Source organism: Pedobacter sp. (assembly GCF_045628745.1).
Classification (GTDB): Bacteria; Bacteroidota; Bacteroidia; order Sphingobacteriales; family Sphingobacteriaceae; genus Pedobacter.
In genome coordinates this window covers 1-17,502 of the sequence record NZ_JAZQPU010000042.1, presented here as the reverse complement: position 1 = coordinate 17,502, position 17,502 = coordinate 1, and the positions used below count along the sequence as shown (strand labels likewise).

The following is a 17,502-nucleotide window of genomic DNA, read 5'->3' as shown; positions in this document are numbered from 1 at the left end:
TTATTGCTTATATTTGCAATAGACATTAAAATACAGACATAAAATGTACACAGGAACATTATTAGAATTCTTGAATATGGGTGGGGGTGAGATAATGCTCATCCTGGCGGTTGTACTTTTGTTATTCGGAGGTAAAAAATTGCCCGAACTTGCTCGTGGCCTGGGAAAAGGAATTAGAGATTTTAAAGACGCATCTGAAGGGGTGAAAAGAGAGATTCACAGGAATATTAATTCCATGGATATCGACAATGATTATAAAACCGATCGTCCGGCTGAAACAGCATCAAATGCACCTGGTGTAAATATCGCTGATTCAAAAGAAGAAATTAAACCAAATAACAATATTTAATCTATAAGATGATGTTAGATACAACCATATTGATAGGATTAGGTGCTCCAGAAATTGCAATAATCCTTGTTATCGTTTTACTCCTTTTTGGTGGTAAAAAGATCCCTGAGTTAATGCGTGGCCTGGGTAAAGGTGTTAGAGAATTTAAAGACGGTAAAGATGGTACCGATTCTGATGTTTATGACCGTGATGGTAATAAAGTAAACAAACCTCTTTAATAATTTCACTCACATCGTAACTTCCTGTAGTTTTGAAGAAATTTAGCTCTTTAAAAGAGATAAGAACCCTTATTGATCAAAAAAAAACCAGTTTGCCTGACTTGCTGACCTATTATTATAATCAGATTTCTGAACAACAGCAACTTAATGCATTTAATGAGGTCTTTTTTGACTCCGCGAAGTTAAAAGCTGCGCAAGTGCAGGAAAAAATTAACCAGGGCGTGGCAGGGAAACTTGCCGGTATGGTGATTGGCATTAAAGATAATATTTGTTATAAAGACCATCAGGTCAGCGCTTCATCGAAGATGCTGGATGGCTTTATATCGCCCTATTCTGCTACTGTTGTACAAAGGTTACTGGATGAGGATGCTGTGATTATCGGCAGACTCAACTGTGATGAATTTGCAATGGGTGGCTCTAATGAAACTTCTTATTTTGGTCCTGTCAGGAATGCGTTCGATGAAGAGCGTGTGCCGGGTGGTTCTTCCGGAGGCTCTGCTGTTGCGGTACAGGCAGATTTGTGTCTTGCTGCATTAGGAACCGATACGGGTGGCTCTGTGCGCCAGCCTGCAGCTTTCTGTGGCTGCATTGGCCTGAAGCCTACTTATGGCAGAATTTCCCGATACGGTGTTATTGCCTATGCTTCATCATTTGACCAGGTGGGTACCATTACCTCTTCGGTGAGTGATGCCGCTTTATTGATGGAAGTTTTAGCGGGAGCAGACGAACATGACAGTACAGTATCTCAGGAAAAAGTACCTGCTTACAGCGCACTTGCTGGAGCGGATAAAAAATATAAAATTGCTGTTTTAAAGGAAACTATAGAAAGTGATGCCCTGGATGGTGATGTGAAATCGGCTATTTTGTTAGCTATTGAGCAGCTTAAAGTGCAGGGGCATACCATTGAATATGTTTCTTTTGATTTACTTGACTACCTGGTGCCTGCCTATTATGTATTAACCACAGCGGAAGCATCATCAAACCTATCGAGGTATGATGGCGTACGTTATGGTCACCGCAATACCCAGGCCACCAACCTTAACGCTTTATACAAGTTGTCCAGGGCTGAAGGTTTCGGCGATGAGGTGAAAAGGAGGATTTTACTGGGTACGTTTGTGCTGAGTGCAGGTTATTATGATGCTTACTACCAGAAAGCACAAAAAGTTAGACGCCTGATTCGCGATAAGATAGCAACGCTTTTAGAACAATACGATGTCCTGCTAACGCCAGTGGCGCCTACAGCTCCCTTTAAAATCGGAGCAAATACGGCCGACCCACTGGTGATGTATATGGCAGATATTTATACCGTATTAGCCTCCCTCTCAGGGATTCCAGCTATTGCTGTACCGCTGGGCAATAATGAAGAAGGATTACCGTTAAGCTTACAGTTTATGACGGGAAATTTCAAAGAAGAGTTATTATTATCATTGACAGATACCTTTTTAAATAAATTGGAATAATTTATAAATAAAAATGTAAATTAACCTTAACAAGCTTTAAGCTTAAAAAGCCTATGAAAACATGCGTACGTCTACTCACCTGTTCTATGATAGCTTTTTTAAGCTTCACGGCCAAGGCCCAACAGTTCGACCCGCTCGTTATTAACGATACCACCACGGTACCGATCCTCCCTGAATCACCAGCTTTTGTTAATTATAATCCCAAGCACCAGCAACGTCTAGAATCGTTACAACAACAGGTGCCATTGACTTATAATGAATCGGTGCAAAAATATATCGATGTTTATACCAACAGGAAAAACCAGATGGGACAAATGCTGGGTTTGTCGACTTATTATTTCCCGATTTTTGAGCAGGCGCTTAAGGAGCTTGATATCCCTGCTGAAATTAAGTACCTGCCTATTATTGAATCTTCGATGAACCCACAGGCGGTATCCAGAGTAGGGGCAACGGGATTATGGCAATTTATGTTCAGTACTGCACGGGGCTACGGATTACACATCGACAATTATGTTGACGAACGTAAAGACCCTATTCAAGCCAGCTATGCTGCTGCAGCTTATTTTAGAGATGCTTATGCTGAGCTTGGCGACTGGCTGCTGGCTATTGCCGCTTACAACTGTGGAAAGGGTAATGTGGACCGCGCCATTAAAAAAGCAGGATCGCGGGACTTCTGGGAAATCAGGCCTTTTCTTCCCCTGGAAACCAGGAACTATGTGCCCGCCTTTATCGCTATGGTGTATGTAATGAACTTTTCTAAAGACCATGATATTGATAAACAGATATCTGAGCTGGCTATTAAAACCGATACCGTGCAGGTTAATCGCTATGTTTCGCTAACAGATTTGGCTACAGCCTTAGATATGGAGGCTAACTTGCTATTTTCCCTGAACCCTTCCTATAAAAAGAAAATAGTGAATGGGACTCCGGCATCCCCCAAGCGGATCATTATGCCCAAGGTTACTTTAGGTAGCTACGCTATGGTTTATGAAGTGCTTAATGAAATGGAGCAGGAGCAGCATGAAGTGATCCTTGCTTCAAATGACGACCGCAGGTTGAATAAAAAACCAGCACCAATGCTTAGAGGGGTTGTTAAATACCATCGGGTAAGTGCCGGACAAAACCTCTCTACTATTGCAGACCGCTATCATGTGGAGGTGCAGGACCTAAAAGTTTGGAATAAATTAAAAGGATCGCAACTTGTGCCCGGGCAACGTTTAATTGTCTCTAAAAATCACGCCCCTACAGCAAATAAACCCGCTAAACAATACATCTCTTACCAAAAAGAACGCGGCACCGAAAGTGCATCAGGCAAAATCTAAGGTCTTTTTATGAGGAGGCTCATGAAAGAATCGTAACTTTGCGTTTTACGATGTAACTTAATATGAGTAAGACGAACAAAAAACAAGACGCTCTAGATTATCACTCGCAGGGGAGACCTGGAAAAATTCAGGTAGTACCAACAAAACCAACGAACTCTCAAAGAGATTTAACTTTGGCCTATTCTCCGGGGGTCGCTGAACCTTGTTTAAAGATCGCTGAGAACACTGAAGATGTTTATAAATATACTGCCAAAGGTAACCTGGTAGCTGTAATCAGCAATGGTACAGCAGTATTAGGTTTAGGTAATATTGGTCCGGAAGCAGGAAAACCTGTGATGGAAGGTAAAGGTCTTTTATTCAAAATATTTGCTGACATTGATGTTTTCGACCTTGAGTTGGATACCACTAATGTTGATGATTTCGTGAAAATTGTTAAGGCTTTAGAGCCTACTTTCGGAGGAATCAACCTTGAAGATATTAAAGCGCCGGAATGTTTTGAAATTGAGCGCCGCTTAAAAGAGGAGATGAAAATCCCTGTAATGCACGACGATCAGCATGGTACGGCCATTATCTCTGCTGCAGCATTATTAAATGCCTGCGAACTGCAAAAGAAAAAACTTGATAAAGTTAAAATCGTTGTCAATGGTGCTGGTGCCGCTGCTATTTCCTGCTCCAGGTTATATGTTTCTTTAGGAGCACAGCCTGAAAATATCGTCATGATAGATAGAAGCGGGGTCATTAGAAAAGACCGTGCAGATCTTGGTGAGCTGAAGGCAGAGTTTGCAACAAGCAGAAACATCAGTACGCTTGAAGAAGCAATGAAAGACAGTGATGTTTTTATCGGTCTTTCTTCTGCGGATTGTGTAACGGTAGAGATGGTGAAATCTATGGCTAAAAACCCTATTGTTTTTGCCATGGCAAACCCTAATCCTGAGATTGCCTATGAATTAGCCATCACTTCACGGAAAGATATCATTATGGCTACAGGCCGTTCTGATTATCCTAACCAGGTGAACAACGTTTTAGGATTCCCGTATATTTTTAGAGGTGCACTTGATGTACGTTCTACTTCGATTAATGAGGAAATGAAGATTGCTGCTGTAAAAGCTATAGCTGATCTTGCAAAAAAATCTGTTCCTGAAGCCGTAATCATGGCTTACAATGAGAAAAACATTAAATTCGGTAAAGAATATATCATCCCTAAGCCAAATGACTTCAGGTTGATGACCAATGTTTCTGTGGCTGTAGCGAAAGCTGCTATCGCTTCTGGTGTTGCCCGCAAAATCATTACCGATTGGGATGCCTATACGGAAGAATTGAAATTACGCTTAGGTAAGGATGATGCCATTATGCGCGCTATTACCAGCAAAGCGAAATCTGACCCTAAACGTGTTGTTTTTGCTGAAGCTGACAATTACAAAATCTTAAAAGCAGCACAAATTGTTAAGGATGATCATATTGCCATTCCTATTCTTTTAGGGAATAGAAAAATCATTGAAGACATCATTGCCGAAAGTTCTTTAGACCTTGAAGGGGTTTTAATCATTGATCCACTTGAAGAGCCTGAACGTATGGAAAAATACTCTCAATCTTTATACGAAAAACGACAAAGAAGAGGAGTTACTTTATTTGAGGCAACCAAATTGATGCGCGACAGAAATTACTTTGGTGCTTCCATGGTTCAGTTTGGTGAAGCAGATGCGATGATTTCTGGTTTAACTAAAAACTATGTTTCTACTATCAAACCGGCATTACAGATTATAGGTACGGAAGAAGGTGTAAATCGTGTTGCAGGAATGTACATGATGATGACTACGAAAGGTCCTGTGTTTTTTGGTGATACAACGGTTAACGTTGATCCTACAGCTGAAGAATTGGTTGATTTAACTTTATTATTAGAACGTTCGGTAAGTAAGTTCAACATTAAACCAAGAATAGCCTTGCTTTCTTATTCAAACTTTGGCTCTAACGAAGGCATTGTACCGGAGAAAGTGAGAAAAGCAGTTAAAATTCTTCATGAGCAACATCCTGATATTGTGGTGGATGGCGAAATGCAAGGAAATTTTGCAATTAACAACGCTTTGATAAAAGATAACTTTCCTTTTAGTAGATTAGCAGACGCTCCGGCGAATACATTAGTATTCCCTAACCTGGAATCTGGTAACATTGCTTACAAGCTGTTACAGGAATTAGGAGGTGCAGAGGCGGTGGGTCCTATTTTGTTAGGCTTGAAAAAACCGGTACATATTGTACAATTGGGAAGCTCGGTACGTGAGATTGTCAACATGGTGACTATTGCAGTACTTGATGTACAGACCAAAGAAAATGAAGCTGCGTCTCAAAAAGGCGGTTTATTTAAAAAGAAGCTTAAAAATTAAAAAATATGTTTGAATATATTGATGGTAAATTAACCTTTAAATGCCCCACTTATATCGTTGTTGAAGCTGGCGGCATTGGCTATCACATCAATATATCTTTAAACACCTACAGCAGCCTTGCTGATGCGGAGCGTTGCAAAGTATACACATGGTTACACATTAAGGAAGATGCGCATACCCTTTACGGCTTTGCCGATGAAGGGGAGCGCAGACTTTTCCTGCACCTGATTTCAGTTTCTGGAATTGGGCCTAATACCGGAAGAATGATGCTCTCTTCCATTACCCCTACAGAGATTCAAACGGCAATTGTCAATGCCGACCTGCCCTTAATTCAACGCATTAAAGGCATAGGAGTGAAGTCTGCCCAACGTTTAGTGCTGGAATTGCAGGATAAACTTAAAAAAGAAGGTACCGGCTCCCTCATTGCCGCTCCTTTAAATAATACTGTTAGAGAAGAAGCCCTCTCTGCTTTACTGATGCTTGGTTTTACCAGACAGCCTGCAGAAAAAGCCATTGATGCTGCCATTAAAAATAATGGTTTAGAATTAACAGTGGAAGAGATGATCAAAATAGCGCTCAAAAATCTATAATAGCTTACAGTTTGAAAGCGAGTACCATCCGGATCACCTTGCTGATCTTATTGTTATGGGGACCCCGGACTTTTGCTCAGGTAAAACAAAATCAAAGGATTGATTCCTTAAAACGCAATTTTAGCTTCATTGAAAAAGGCAAAGCCGGCACGCAACGCAGTGTGGAGTACGATGCCATTAACCATATCTACATCCTGAAGGAAAAGATGGGTGGACGCTTCATGACTAAAATCCAGTACCTTAGCCCTGATGAGTACCAACGTTTGCTCCTTACGGAGCTGAAAAAAGATAACTGGCGTTCTTTTGGCAATATAGAAAATGAAGTATTCCGGCAAACAGGTATTATCCCCAGTTTTAAAGTCGATAGCTATTCCTTTGAACGCATTTTTGGTGGCAATTCTATTGACATTAAACCCCGTGGTGAAGCAGAACTGACCTTCTTAGGCAGAATCAATAAGAATGAAAACCCACTCTATAACGAAAGTCAGCGGGTACAAAGCAATTTTGATTTTAACCAGCGGATACAAATGGACCTGATAGGAAACATTGGTACCAAGTTAAAGGTGAGCATGAACTACAATACGGAGGCACAATTTGACTTTGAAAATCAGGTGAAACTGGAATATGCCGGTGGAGAAGATGAAATCATCAAAAAGATTGAAGCAGGAAATGTCAATTTCCCTTTGAGCACTTCACTGATCAATGGTACACAGTCTTTGTTTGGTATCAAAACGCAGCTGCAGTTTGGAAAGCTGAGCATGACCTCTGTTTTTTCTCAGCAAAAATCACAAACAGAAGAGATCAGGGTTAATAATGGGGTGCAGCAAAATGAATTTAGGTTCAGTGCAGACCAGTATGAAGCCAACAAGCATTATTTTCTGGCTCAATATTTCAGGGATCACTACAATCAATATTTGTCCCGCGCACCCATATTGTCAACGGGTATCAACATTACTAAGATTGAAGTGTGGATAACCAATAAAGCAGGCACCACACAGGACTCAAGAGATGTACTGGCATTACTTGACCTTGGAGAAAACACGCCTTATAACACGGTACAAATTCAGGGAGGCGCAGGTTATTCGCAACGGCCGTCAGCCTTCTATAACCCTGCATTTCCAAGGATGTCTAACGATCTGTTGCTCAAACTTCCGCAGGAGGCCAGATTAACCAATTCAAATGCCGTTAATGCTTATTTTCAGTCTAATGCAGGTCAGGATAATTATGCCCGGCTTACCTACGCACGTAAACTTTCTGACCGCGAGTATAAATTCCACGCACAACTCGGCTATCTATCTTTAAACAATGCGTTGAATGTGGATGAGGTATTGGCTGTTGCCTATCGCTATACCAATAATGGTGTTGAATACCAGGTAGGTGAGTTTACGACAGACGTTACTTTCGATCCGGTAACGCCAAAAGTGCTTATTGCCAAGTTGTTGAAAAATGAAACCATTAACACCAGTCTGCCGAGCTGGAAATTGATGATGAAAAATATCTATTCCATAGGCGGCTACCAGCTCTCTGCTCAGAACTTTAAGCTTGATATTTTGAGGATCCAGGAAGAAACAGGGATTGAACTGCCTTATATACCAGAAGGAGAAAAGGTAGATTCAGAAAGTAAAACGACACTGAAGAATAAACCATGGCTGCAGGTGATGCGCCTGGACCGGTTAAATCAACAGCAGGAACTGAAGCCTGATGGAACTTTTGATTTTGTAGCAGAAGGAATTTCTGCAACTTCAGGTATTTCTGCTACGGCTAATTTATCGGCCTTCACCAGTGGCAGCGAGGGTTATGTAACGATTGATCCCCTTAACGGCCGACTGGTATTTCCGGTGTTAGAACCCTTTGGTGCTGACCTCGCCAGTCAGTTTTATGGTACGGAGCAGACCCTGATAGATAAATACACCTTCACGGCACTATATGATTCTACCAAGGTAGTGGCACAGCAACAGTTTTTGCGACAAAATAAATATATTTTAAAGGGAAGTTTCCAGTCTGCTGTTTCTTCAGAATTCTCTTTAAATTCAGTCAATGTTCCTGAAGGATCAGTGAAGGTTTTTGCCGGTACCATGCCATTGCAGGAGGGATTGGATTTTACCGTTGATTACGTGGGTGGAAAGGTGAAAATACTAAATACGGCATTGCTAAGCTCCGGGCAACCGATTAAAATTACGACAGAAAACAGCTCGCTTTTTGGCTTACAGCAAAGGACCCTGTTTGGTACGCGATTAGATTACCGGATGAATAACAAGTTAAATCTGGGTGCCACGTTAATGAACCTCAGTGAAAAGCCTTTAACAGCAAAGGTAAATATTGGAGAGGAGCCCATATCAAATACCATGTGGGGGATGGATTTCAATTATAGCTCACCTTCGCGGTTCTTAACTAAACTAGTAGACAAGCTTCCATTTTTATCCACTAAGGAAAGCTCCAGTCTTACTTTCTCTGGTGAATTTGCAAAGTTGATACCCGGCCACCCAAAGGCATTAAACGTAAATGGAACTGAAGGAGGTACAAGCTATCTGGATGATTTCGAAGCCTCGCGTTCAGTGATAGATTTGAAGAGTGCCAGTAGCTGGCAGCTCTCAGGTACACCACAGCTGTTTAACGAAGCACAACTGGTAGATAACCTCGCTTATGGTTTTAACCGTGCAGGTCTGGCTTTTTATAACATCGATCCTAACTTTTACTACGGTACGTCCTCTACCTTACCGGAATACCTGCGCAATAATCGCACAGAACTCTCCCGGCATGATGTTCGCCAGGTGCTGGAACAGGAAGTATTTCCTTTTAAAGAAATTGCAAGCGGAGAGCTATTGAGCCTGCCAACCTTTGATCTTGCCTATTACCCCAGCACCAGAGGTCCCTATAATTACACCACTACAGGTTTTAACCTTGATGGAACATTGAAAAACCCTAAAACCCGTTGGGCAGGGATCTTCAGGCGCATGGAAGCCAATGATTTTGAAGCGTTGAACATAGAATACCTTGAACTTTGGGTGATGGATCCTTTTGTGGCCAGACCAGGAAACGGGGGTGACCTTTATTTTAACATTGGAAACATCTCTGAAGATATTTTAAAAGATGGGCGTAAATCTTTAGAAAATGGACTTCCTGCAGATGAGGACACTACAAAATATGATGAAACTAATTGGGGCAGGGTGCCTAAACTACAGCCCGTTGTACAGGCCTTTGATAACAATGCCGCCGCAAGGAAAGTACAGGATGTGGGTTTAGATGGCTTATCGAACATTGCCGAAAAAACAAAGTTTGCCAGTCAGCTGCAGCAGATCAAAGCGCAGCTGAATGCTACCGCGGCAACAAGAATGGACAATGACCCTTCCTCTGATGATTATGTTTATTTCAGGGGCACTGCGCTGGATGAGCAGCGGGCCGGCATTTTAAAACGATATGAGCGTTACAATGGAACAGAAGGGAATTCTAAAACTGCTGAGCAGTCGATGGCAGACTTTGGTGTTGAAAATGGTGCGGCAACTTCTATGCCCGACGGTGAAGATGTAAATCGCGATAACAACATGACGCAGGCTGATGCCTATTTTCAATATAAAATTTCGATGCGTCCTGCAGATTTGGTGGTCGGCAAAAAGTATGTAACCGACAAGGTTACATCTACAGTGAAGCTGGCCAACGGACAAGCCTCATCGGTGAATTGGTACCAAATGCGCATTCCTCTAGCGGATTATGACCAGCGACTAGGCAGCATTCAGGATTTTAAATCTATCCGATTCATTCGCTTATTCCTTACTGATTTTGCTGATACTACGGTATTGCGGTTTGCAAAAATACAGCTGGTTAAAGGGGAGTGGCGTCAATATAACCCGGAGAATGAAGTGTTATCGCCGCTGGCTGTGGCCACCATTAACATCGAGGAGAATGGTAAAAGGGTGCCTATTCCTTATGTGTTGCCACCAGGCATTGAACGGGAGATTGATTATAACAATGTACGGAGCGAAACGAGGCAAAATGAACAGTCGCTCACACTAACCGTCAAACAGCTGCGTGATGGTTTTGATCGTGCAGCCTATAAAACCGCTTTCAATGATTTCAGGTCTTACAAGCGCATGGAAATGTTTATTCACATGGAAGCGGAGGGCAATACCGTCTTGAACGATGGTGATTTAGAAGCTTACGTAAGAATTGGGACAGATAACCTGGATAACTATTATGAATATGCACAATCGTTGATTGTTACTGTTCCCGGTACGACAAATCCATATGCCATCTGGCCTGATCAGAATAAAATGAGCATAGACCTTGAGCTTTTTCAGAAAGCAAAGTTAGCGCGTAATGCGGCGATGTTAGCCAATGGACAAGTATGGCCCGTTAATGTTCCTTATGTATATATGGACGGCGTGAATATCATCACTATTAAAGGGCAGCCTGATATGAGTAAGATCCGTGTTTACATGCTTGGTGTAAGGAATCCGCTGCGTAACCTGGCCAATCCTGGCAATGACGACGGTCAGGATAAAAATGCACAGGTATGGTTTAACGAATTGAGGCTTACACAATTTGATGAACGTGGTGGGTGGGCAGCAACGGCAAGCATGAATGTTAAGCTTGCAGATTTTGCCGATGTCTATGTTTCGGGCAGCAAATCTACCATCGGCTTTGGGGGCATAGAAAAAAGGGTGAGTGAGCGTAACCGGGAAGATCATGTATCCCTGGATGTTTCTTCCAGCATAGAATTGGGAAAGTTTTTTCCTCAACAATCAGGAATAAAGATCCCGATGTTTTTGAGTTATACTAAACAGGTGAGTACGCCGCAGTATGATCCTATGATGCCTGATATAGAACTTAAGATTACCTTAGCTGCCGCAAGTGCAGCAGAGAAAAAAGCCATTTTAAACTATGCTCAGGATTTCACCACCCGCAAAAGCATCAGTTTTACCAATGTGAGGAAGGAAAGAACAAATAACGATCGGAAGCCACAGCTTTGGGATGTGGAGAACCTGAGCGCCAGCTATGCACAGACTAAATATGACCATCGCGATTTTATCAATGAACACGCTGTCCAGGCTAATTACCGTGGTTCCCTAGCTTACAATTTTGCAGCACATCCGGTGATGATCAGTCCCTTTGAAAAAATAATTAAATCCAATACGCTGGCATTGCTGCGTGATATCAATTTCAGTTTGCTCCCTTCAGCCTTAAACTTCAGGATAGAGCTAGACCGTTATTATGCGGAGAATACCTTGCGTGACAATAGTCCGGTTAATGGCATCCCTATTCATACCACTTATCAAAAAAACTTCCTCATTACCCGGGTCTATGGCATTTCATGGAACCTTAGTCGCTCGTTAACACTTGACTTCGATGCTACCAATTATTCGATTGTAGACGAGCCGGATGGAAAAATCAACGGATTAAAGAGAGATACGGTATGGCAGAACCTGCAAAGGCTAGGGCGCACTACAGATTATAACCATAACTTGAATATTACCTATAACCTTCCTTTAAATAAAATACCGGGTTTGAGCTGGGTGAATGTAGCTTCCCGATATGGAACAAATTTCAACTGGCAGACGGAGCCGCTCTCTACGCTAAGGGATCCACAAATCAACCTGGGTAATACCATTCAGAATGCGAGAACAGTACAGCTGAACCCTACTTTAAACCTCAGTGGCTTGTATCAGCAGTTCGGCTATAGGCATGGACAAAATTTAGGTGGGCTGAAAGGCTTTCTCCTGGACTTGCTGACAGGTATAAAAACCATTAATGGTGCTTATACACAAACCAAAGGTATATTTTTACCGGGCTACCTGCCCACAACACAGTACTTTGGGATTGATGACATAACCGGTGCACCAGGTTTGGGTTTCGTGTTTGGCAGCCAGAGAGACATTAGTCAAATGGCGATTAATGGTGGATGGATTACTATTGACAGCCTGCAATCGCAATTATATATCAATACCCTTCGCGAAGATTATAGCATCACCAGTACGGTGGAACCCATCCGTGATTTAAGAATTACGCTGACTGCTAATAAGAACAGAACCCTGAACAGCGCATCTAACTTTCGCTATAGCCCGGAGGATAATTCTTTTGAGAAAATATCACCGAGCACGAATGGTGATTATAGCGTTACTTTCATGACCGCTCGTACTGCTTTTTCCGATCGCAGTGGTGCTTTAGTTTCCACGGTATACCAACAGTTTATGAACAACAGGCGGATGATTTCTCAGCGGCTAGGGGCACAGAATCCTCATTCTACTGGTTTGGTGAATGGCTTTGCCGATGGCTATCAAAAAGAAGCACAGGATGTGGTTATTGCCGCGTTTTTAGCCGCCTATACCGGTAAAGATGCCAGCTCTTCCAGCTTAAATTCCTTGCCTAAAATTCCGCTTCCCAACTGGAGAATTAACTATGGAGGTTTAAGCCGACTGGCTTTTCTGCAGGAAACCTTTAAATCTATTGATCTTCGACATAGCTACAGGTCTGTTTATAGCGTCAGTGGATTGAACACCTTGTTGAAGTATAATGAAATTGATGGTCACGTTAACAGCAGGGATGTGAATGAGAATTTCCTGCCTTATTACCAGTATTCACAGGTTACAATAGCAGAACAATTTTCGCCGTTAATAGGCATTGATACCAGGCTGAAAAACAACCTTACCGCAAACTTTGAAATTGGCAGAACCCGCTTATTAGGCTTAAGTTTAGCCAACAGCCAGCTGGCACAATTGTCGGAAAACAACATGATCATCGGGCTAGGCTACAGAACAGCAAAATTCAGGTTTCCTTTCGGTCTTTTTAAGGGATTGAAAATCGATCATAACATGGATTTTAAATTTGATGTAGCCATTAGGGATAACAAAACAGTGATTTATCGTGCCGATGTGCTGGAAGCAGAAATAGCTGCGGGTGCTAAGAATATCACTTATAGTCCCAGTGTAGATTATATCCTTAACCAGCGCTTTAATGTGAAGGTCTTTTATGATTCTAACTTCATCCAGCCCTATACTTCTCAAACATTTAATACTTCTTACAGCAATTTTGGCTTTAGTTTAAGGATGACGCTGAATTAAGTTTTCAAGACTGTATAAGGGTAGCTGTTTACTTGTGCAAATGTTGTATAGGTCTTTTGACAGGTATTATGACTTGAAATAATTCAGCCTATCTTTAGGTAAGGGTGATATCTTTCTTGCCATTAATTGCTTTATTATGCTGTTCAATTCTATTAATTTTGCGGTTTTTTTACCAGTAGTTTTTGTCTTATATTGGTTCGTTGCGCATAAAAGCATCAGAAACCAAAACATACTGCTCTTGGTTTCCAGCTATTACTTTTATGCTTGCTGGGATTGGCGTTTCCTGTTCCTGCTGGTTTTCTCTACTGCCCTGGATTATTATACGGCCATTAAAATAGCGGAAGCTCCAGGTAGTAAATGGAGGAAGTTTTGGCTTTGGCTGAGCATTTCCATTAACCTGGGCTTTTTAGGTGTGTTTAAATATTATAACTTTTTTGCCAGTTCCTTTGCAGATGCGGTAGCCAACTTTGGTTTTCATCCAGATCCATGGACCCTGAAAGTTATCCTGCCTGTAGGCATATCTTTTTACACCTTCCATGGTTTGTCGTATATCATTGATATCTATAAAAAGCGCATACAACCTGAACGTAATTTTGTAGATTATTCAGTGTTCGTCAGCTTTTTTCCACTGCTTGTTGCCGGACCAATTGAGCGTGCCACGCATCTGCTGCCACAAATACAAAGAAAAAGAGTTTTTGATTATACAAAAGCAGTAGATGGCATGCGGCAAATTTTATGGGGATTGTTCAAAAAGGTAGTGATTGCAGATCAATGTGCTTCTTATGCCAATTTGATCTTCAGCGATGCCGCTCATTTTTCGGGCAGTACATTATTGTTGGGCGCTGTGTTTTTTGCTTTCCAAATTTACTGCGACTTTTCGGGCTATTCTGATATCGCCCTGGGTACAGCAAGGCTCTTTGGTGTGGAGCTGCTGCGCAATTTTGCTTTTCCTTATTTCTCCAGAGATATAGCGGAATTCTGGCGTCGATGGCACATTTCTTTATCTACCTGGTTTAGAGACTACCTTTATATTCCACTTGGAGGGAGCAAAGGAGGCACCTGGATGAAAATCAGGAATACCTTCATCATCTTTCTGGTCAGTGGATTCTGGCATGGTGCAAACTGGACATTTTTAGCCTGGGGTTTTTTGAACGCACTTTTTATCATGCCTTCCATCTTATTCAAAACAAACAGGAACAACCTCGATACCGTGGCTGCGGGAAAATTGCTTCCTTCTTTCAATGAGTTTTTTGCCATGTCGATCACTTTCTTGCTAACAGTATTTGCCTGGATATTCTTCAGGTCTTTAACCATGGAAGGTGCCTTTCAATACATTTCAGGGATATTTTCCACTACCTTATTTACTGTTCCATCCATCTTTCCAGGTCAGTTGCTATTGCTGCTTACCCTATTTATTTTGATAGAGTGGTTGGGAAGAACCAAACAGTATGCCTTGGAGCATTTTGCCTTTCATTGGTCTCCAGCAGTCCGCTGGTCTGCGTATTACCTTTTCCTTGTTACCATCTTTTACTTTGCCGGAGCTGAGCAACAATTCATCTACTTTCAATTTTAAGTATAGCCTTTATCAACAGTTAAACATTACGAGCCATGAAAAAATTCATCAAACACCTTATTCTGTTTCTCTTGCCTGTTGTTGTGCTTGGCATGGCCGCAGAGGTACTGCTGCGACGTATTCCTAACAATTATAAATTTAAAAGGGCATATTTAGACCGGAATTCTTCACACATTCAAACCCTGATCTTAGGGAACTCTCATTTTTTTTATGGAATGGATCCCGCCTTTTTTCATTCTGATTGTTTTAACGCGGGTAATGTGTCGCAGCCGCTGGAGTATGATTATTTAATGCTGAAAAAATACGACAAAGACTGGAAAAGACTGTCGAAGATTCTCATCCCCATCGATTACTTTACGCTCTATTCTAATTTAGAAGATGGTGGGGAGAGCTGGCGGAAGAATAATTATAAAATGTATTTTGACATTAACGCAGATCATTTTACAGACCATGTAGAACTCTTTAACAATAACCTGAACATCAGCCTGACCAAGATTGCGGGCTATTACCTTTATAAAGAACCTGCGCTCACGTGCTCAGCTTTGGGATGGGGTACATCCTATCGATCGGATAAAAAGAGAGACCTGGTCAGCAGTGGGAGAAATGCTGCCAAAAGGCATACCTATAAGGATGATCACCTGATGGCCGAAAACTTAGCCGTTTTAAGGCATATCATACAATTTGCCGAAGCCAGGCATATCAAAGTCATCATGATTACGCCGCCTACCTATAAAACGTATTACGAAAATTTAAATAAAGTTCAGCTCCAAAGAACACTTGATGAATCTTCAAAAATAGCCAGATATTTTCATTTGACTTATATCAACTTGTTGAAAGATAGGTCTTTTGATGAAAATGACTTCTTTGACGCGGATCATGTTAATGAAATCGGTGCAAAGAAGCTGAGTCTTAAAGTAGACAGCTTACTCTTCTCTAGTGCCACGCTATAGCCTCAAAACGGCTAAAAATAAATAACAAGAGAACCATAAAGGCTGCTATCAGGGCAACCGTTAATGCCGAGAAGATCAAAACGAGGTTGACGAAGTTTACAGGAAACCTGGTGAATTCAATATCATCCAGCGTTGGATTTACATTTTCTTCTAACTGTTTCATCATTAAAGCTTTGTTTATTTAAAATTCGAAAATTTCTGTTAGCTTATTGTTAAGCAGGGGTTATATTATTTCTAGAAAGGGAGAGCTGATCTGCTGGGAGCGGTAGTTAAAAACAATATTTATTGTTGCTATTTAATGCTATATAATTGCAAATAGTAGTAAATTCGCAGACAATAACCTTAAAGCGCAGTTGCAAAAGGTTAAGGCATTGATAAATAACTAATTACATATATATGAATTTTCCATCAGAATTAAAATACACTAAAGACCATGAATGGATCAGAGTTGAGGGTAACGAAGCATACCTTGGCATCACTGATTTTGCTCAACGTGAGTTAGGTGATATCGTTTATATCGACATCAATACTTTGGGTGATGAAGTACAAAAAGATGATGTTTTTGGAACCGTAGAAGCTGTTAAAACTGTTTCTGATTTATTTATGCCAGTTACAGGCACCATTACTGAGGTTAATCCAGCGTTGAATGACAACCCGGAGTTGGTTAACACTGACCCATATGGTGATGGATGGATGGTTAAAGTTACTTTAGCTGATGCTGATTCTGTTAATGAATTGTTAGCTGCGGATGCTTATAAAACCTTAGTTGGCGCTTAATTAATGAATTTTATTGGAGAACTAAAATATCAGGGCTGGGCAATTGCCTGGACGATATTTATCTGTATCCTTTGTTGCATAAAAACGCCAGGCGCTGAGGGTCCTGGCTTTTTTTTTATCGGTTTTGATAAACTGGTGCACCTTGGTTTTTTTTATGTGCTCACCGTTTTGCTGTTCTTCGGTAAAATCAGGTATCAGCACAATTACAGCTTTAGAATTGGAACGATTTTTAAAATCATTATGATTACCGCCGCTATTGGTGGTGGCATAGAAATGATGCAGTATCTTTTCTTCAGTTACCGTTCTGCCGAATGGTGGGATTTTGGCTCCGATATGCTTGGCGTATTGATGGGCGTATTCAGCTACGTGCTCTTACATGTGGCTGATTATAACAAGAAATAATACTTTTCTTGTATTTAAAATGTTACTTTAAAATTAACTTCCCCTTTTAATCTATTTGCCCCTGCGGCAGTCTATAGATTAATTTTACCGATATAATAAGCTATGACTAGAATTTTTACGCCCACACTGTTATTGATAGTGTTGATGATGACTGCTGCTGTGGCCTTTGGCCAAAATAAAAACGGCTCAGCAAAAGGAACAATTGTTAATGCAAAGGATAAACTTCCTGTTGATTTCGCAACGGTAGCGGTTAAAAGCCTTAAAGATTCCAGTGTAGTGGCAAGTTCTAACACAGCAATAGACGGCGGTTTTGAATTTAAAGGATTAGCACCGGGAAATTATCGTCTATATGTGGCTTACCTTGGTTTACAAAGTGTAACCAAAGACTTTACGGTGAATGCTGACGGTAATTTAGTAGATCTGGGTGC

The 17,502-nt window shown here is 41.3% G+C and carries 13 protein-coding genes; 12 read left to right on the top strand and 1 reads right to left on the bottom strand.

The features are described from left to right. Positions 1 to 43 precede the first annotated feature (43 nt). The 9 genes from ACR2F7_RS01835 to ACR2F7_RS01795 all read left to right on the top strand — a co-directional run bounded on the left by ACR2F7_RS01835 (position 44) and on the right by ACR2F7_RS01795 (position 15,895). On the top strand, positions 44 to 349 hold the full coding sequence (locus ACR2F7_RS01835) for a Sec-independent protein translocase subunit TatA/TatB (protein ID WP_432711905.1): 306 nt from the start codon (positions 44 to 46) through the stop codon (positions 347 to 349). 11 nt (positions 350 to 360) lie between these two features. Beyond that, a complete protein-coding gene (locus tag ACR2F7_RS01830; protein ID WP_432711921.1) occupies positions 361 to 567 on the top strand; it encodes a Sec-independent protein translocase subunit TatA/TatB in 207 nt (68 codons plus the stop codon). Positions 568 to 599: 32 nt separating this feature from the next. Continuing rightward, entirely contained in the window at positions 600 to 2,027 is a 1,428-nt protein-coding gene (gatA, locus tag ACR2F7_RS01825; protein ID WP_432711904.1) for an Asp-tRNA(Asn)/Glu-tRNA(Gln) amidotransferase subunit GatA, read from the top strand. A 53-nt stretch (positions 2,028 to 2,080) separates the two neighbouring features. Next, positions 2,081 to 3,349 (top strand): transglycosylase SLT domain-containing protein, encoded by a 1,269-nt coding sequence (locus tag ACR2F7_RS01820; RefSeq protein WP_432711903.1) that lies wholly within the window; start codon positions 2,081 to 2,083, stop codon positions 3,347 to 3,349. A gap of 62 nt (positions 3,350 to 3,411) precedes the next feature. Beyond that, the gene (locus ACR2F7_RS01815; protein ID WP_432711902.1) at positions 3,412 to 5,727 is read left to right on the top strand and encodes an NADP-dependent malic enzyme; all 2,316 of its coding nucleotides are present in this window, start codon (positions 3,412 to 3,414) and stop codon (positions 5,725 to 5,727) included. 5 nt (positions 5,728 to 5,732) lie between these two features. After that, positions 5,733 to 6,317: a Holliday junction branch migration protein RuvA gene (ruvA, locus tag ACR2F7_RS01810; protein ID WP_432711901.1), complete on the top strand. Its 585-nt coding sequence runs from the start codon at positions 5,733 to 5,735 to the stop codon at positions 6,315 to 6,317. An 11-nt stretch (positions 6,318 to 6,328) separates the two neighbouring features. Next, on the top strand, positions 6,329 to 13,372 hold the full coding sequence (gene sprA, locus ACR2F7_RS01805; RefSeq protein WP_432711900.1) for a cell surface protein SprA: 7,044 nt from the start codon (positions 6,329 to 6,331) through the stop codon (positions 13,370 to 13,372). Positions 13,373 to 13,508: 136 nt separating this feature from the next. Further along, positions 13,509 to 14,945, top strand: coding sequence for an MBOAT family O-acyltransferase (locus ACR2F7_RS01800; RefSeq protein WP_432711899.1), 1,437 nt, complete (start codon positions 13,509 to 13,511; stop codon positions 14,943 to 14,945). A 35-nt stretch (positions 14,946 to 14,980) separates the two neighbouring features. Then, entirely contained in the window at positions 14,981 to 15,895 is a 915-nt protein-coding gene (locus ACR2F7_RS01795; RefSeq protein WP_432711898.1) for a hypothetical protein, read from the top strand. Here ACR2F7_RS01795 and ACR2F7_RS01790 read toward each other — a convergent pair. Continuing rightward, positions 15,879 to 16,061 (bottom strand): hypothetical protein, encoded by a 183-nt coding sequence (locus ACR2F7_RS01790; protein WP_432711897.1) that lies wholly within the window; start codon positions 16,059 to 16,061, stop codon positions 15,879 to 15,881. The two genes, ACR2F7_RS01795 and ACR2F7_RS01790, sit on opposite strands and share 17 nt — an antisense overlap. Before the next feature lie 230 nt (positions 16,062 to 16,291). Here ACR2F7_RS01790 and gcvH point away from each other — a divergent pair, with 230 nt between their 5' ends. From gcvH to ACR2F7_RS01775, 3 genes are all read left to right on the top strand, one after another. Beyond that, complete coding sequence (gene gcvH, locus ACR2F7_RS01785) at positions 16,292 to 16,672, top strand: glycine cleavage system protein GcvH (RefSeq protein ID WP_432711896.1); 381 nt, start codon at positions 16,292 to 16,294, stop codon at positions 16,670 to 16,672. 3 nt (positions 16,673 to 16,675) lie between these two features. Next, positions 16,676 to 17,074, top strand: coding sequence for a VanZ family protein (locus tag ACR2F7_RS01780; protein ID WP_432711895.1), 399 nt, complete (start codon positions 16,676 to 16,678; stop codon positions 17,072 to 17,074). A 102-nt stretch (positions 17,075 to 17,176) separates the two neighbouring features. Next, positions 17,177 to 17,502 (top strand): carboxypeptidase regulatory-like domain-containing protein (locus tag ACR2F7_RS01775; RefSeq protein ID WP_432711894.1); only part of this gene is annotated, 326 nt, incomplete at its 3' end.

Coding starts and splice junctions, on each gene's coding strand:
- ACR2F7_RS01800 (WP_432711899.1), top strand. CDS start 13,509: ATGCTGTTCAATTCTATTAATTTTGCGGTTTTTTTACCAGTAGTTTTT.
- ACR2F7_RS01830 (WP_432711921.1), top strand. CDS start 361: ATGTTAGATACAACCATATTGATAGGATTAGGTGCTCCAGAAATTGCA.
- ruvA (WP_432711901.1), top strand. CDS start 5,733: ATGTTTGAATATATTGATGGTAAATTAACCTTTAAATGCCCCACTTAT.
- ACR2F7_RS01795 (WP_432711898.1), top strand. CDS start 14,981: ATGAAAAAATTCATCAAACACCTTATTCTGTTTCTCTTGCCTGTTGTT.
- ACR2F7_RS01780 (WP_432711895.1), top strand. CDS start 16,676: ATGAATTTTATTGGAGAACTAAAATATCAGGGCTGGGCAATTGCCTGG.
- ACR2F7_RS01790 (WP_432711897.1), bottom strand. CDS start 16,061: ATGATGAAACAGTTAGAAGAAAATGTAAATCCAACGCTGGATGATATT.
- gcvH (WP_432711896.1), top strand. CDS start 16,292: ATGAATTTTCCATCAGAATTAAAATACACTAAAGACCATGAATGGATC.
- ACR2F7_RS01835 (WP_432711905.1), top strand. CDS start 44: ATGTACACAGGAACATTATTAGAATTCTTGAATATGGGTGGGGGTGAG.
- ACR2F7_RS01815 (WP_432711902.1), top strand. CDS start 3,412: ATGAGTAAGACGAACAAAAAACAAGACGCTCTAGATTATCACTCGCAG.
- ACR2F7_RS01820 (WP_432711903.1), top strand. CDS start 2,081: ATGAAAACATGCGTACGTCTACTCACCTGTTCTATGATAGCTTTTTTA.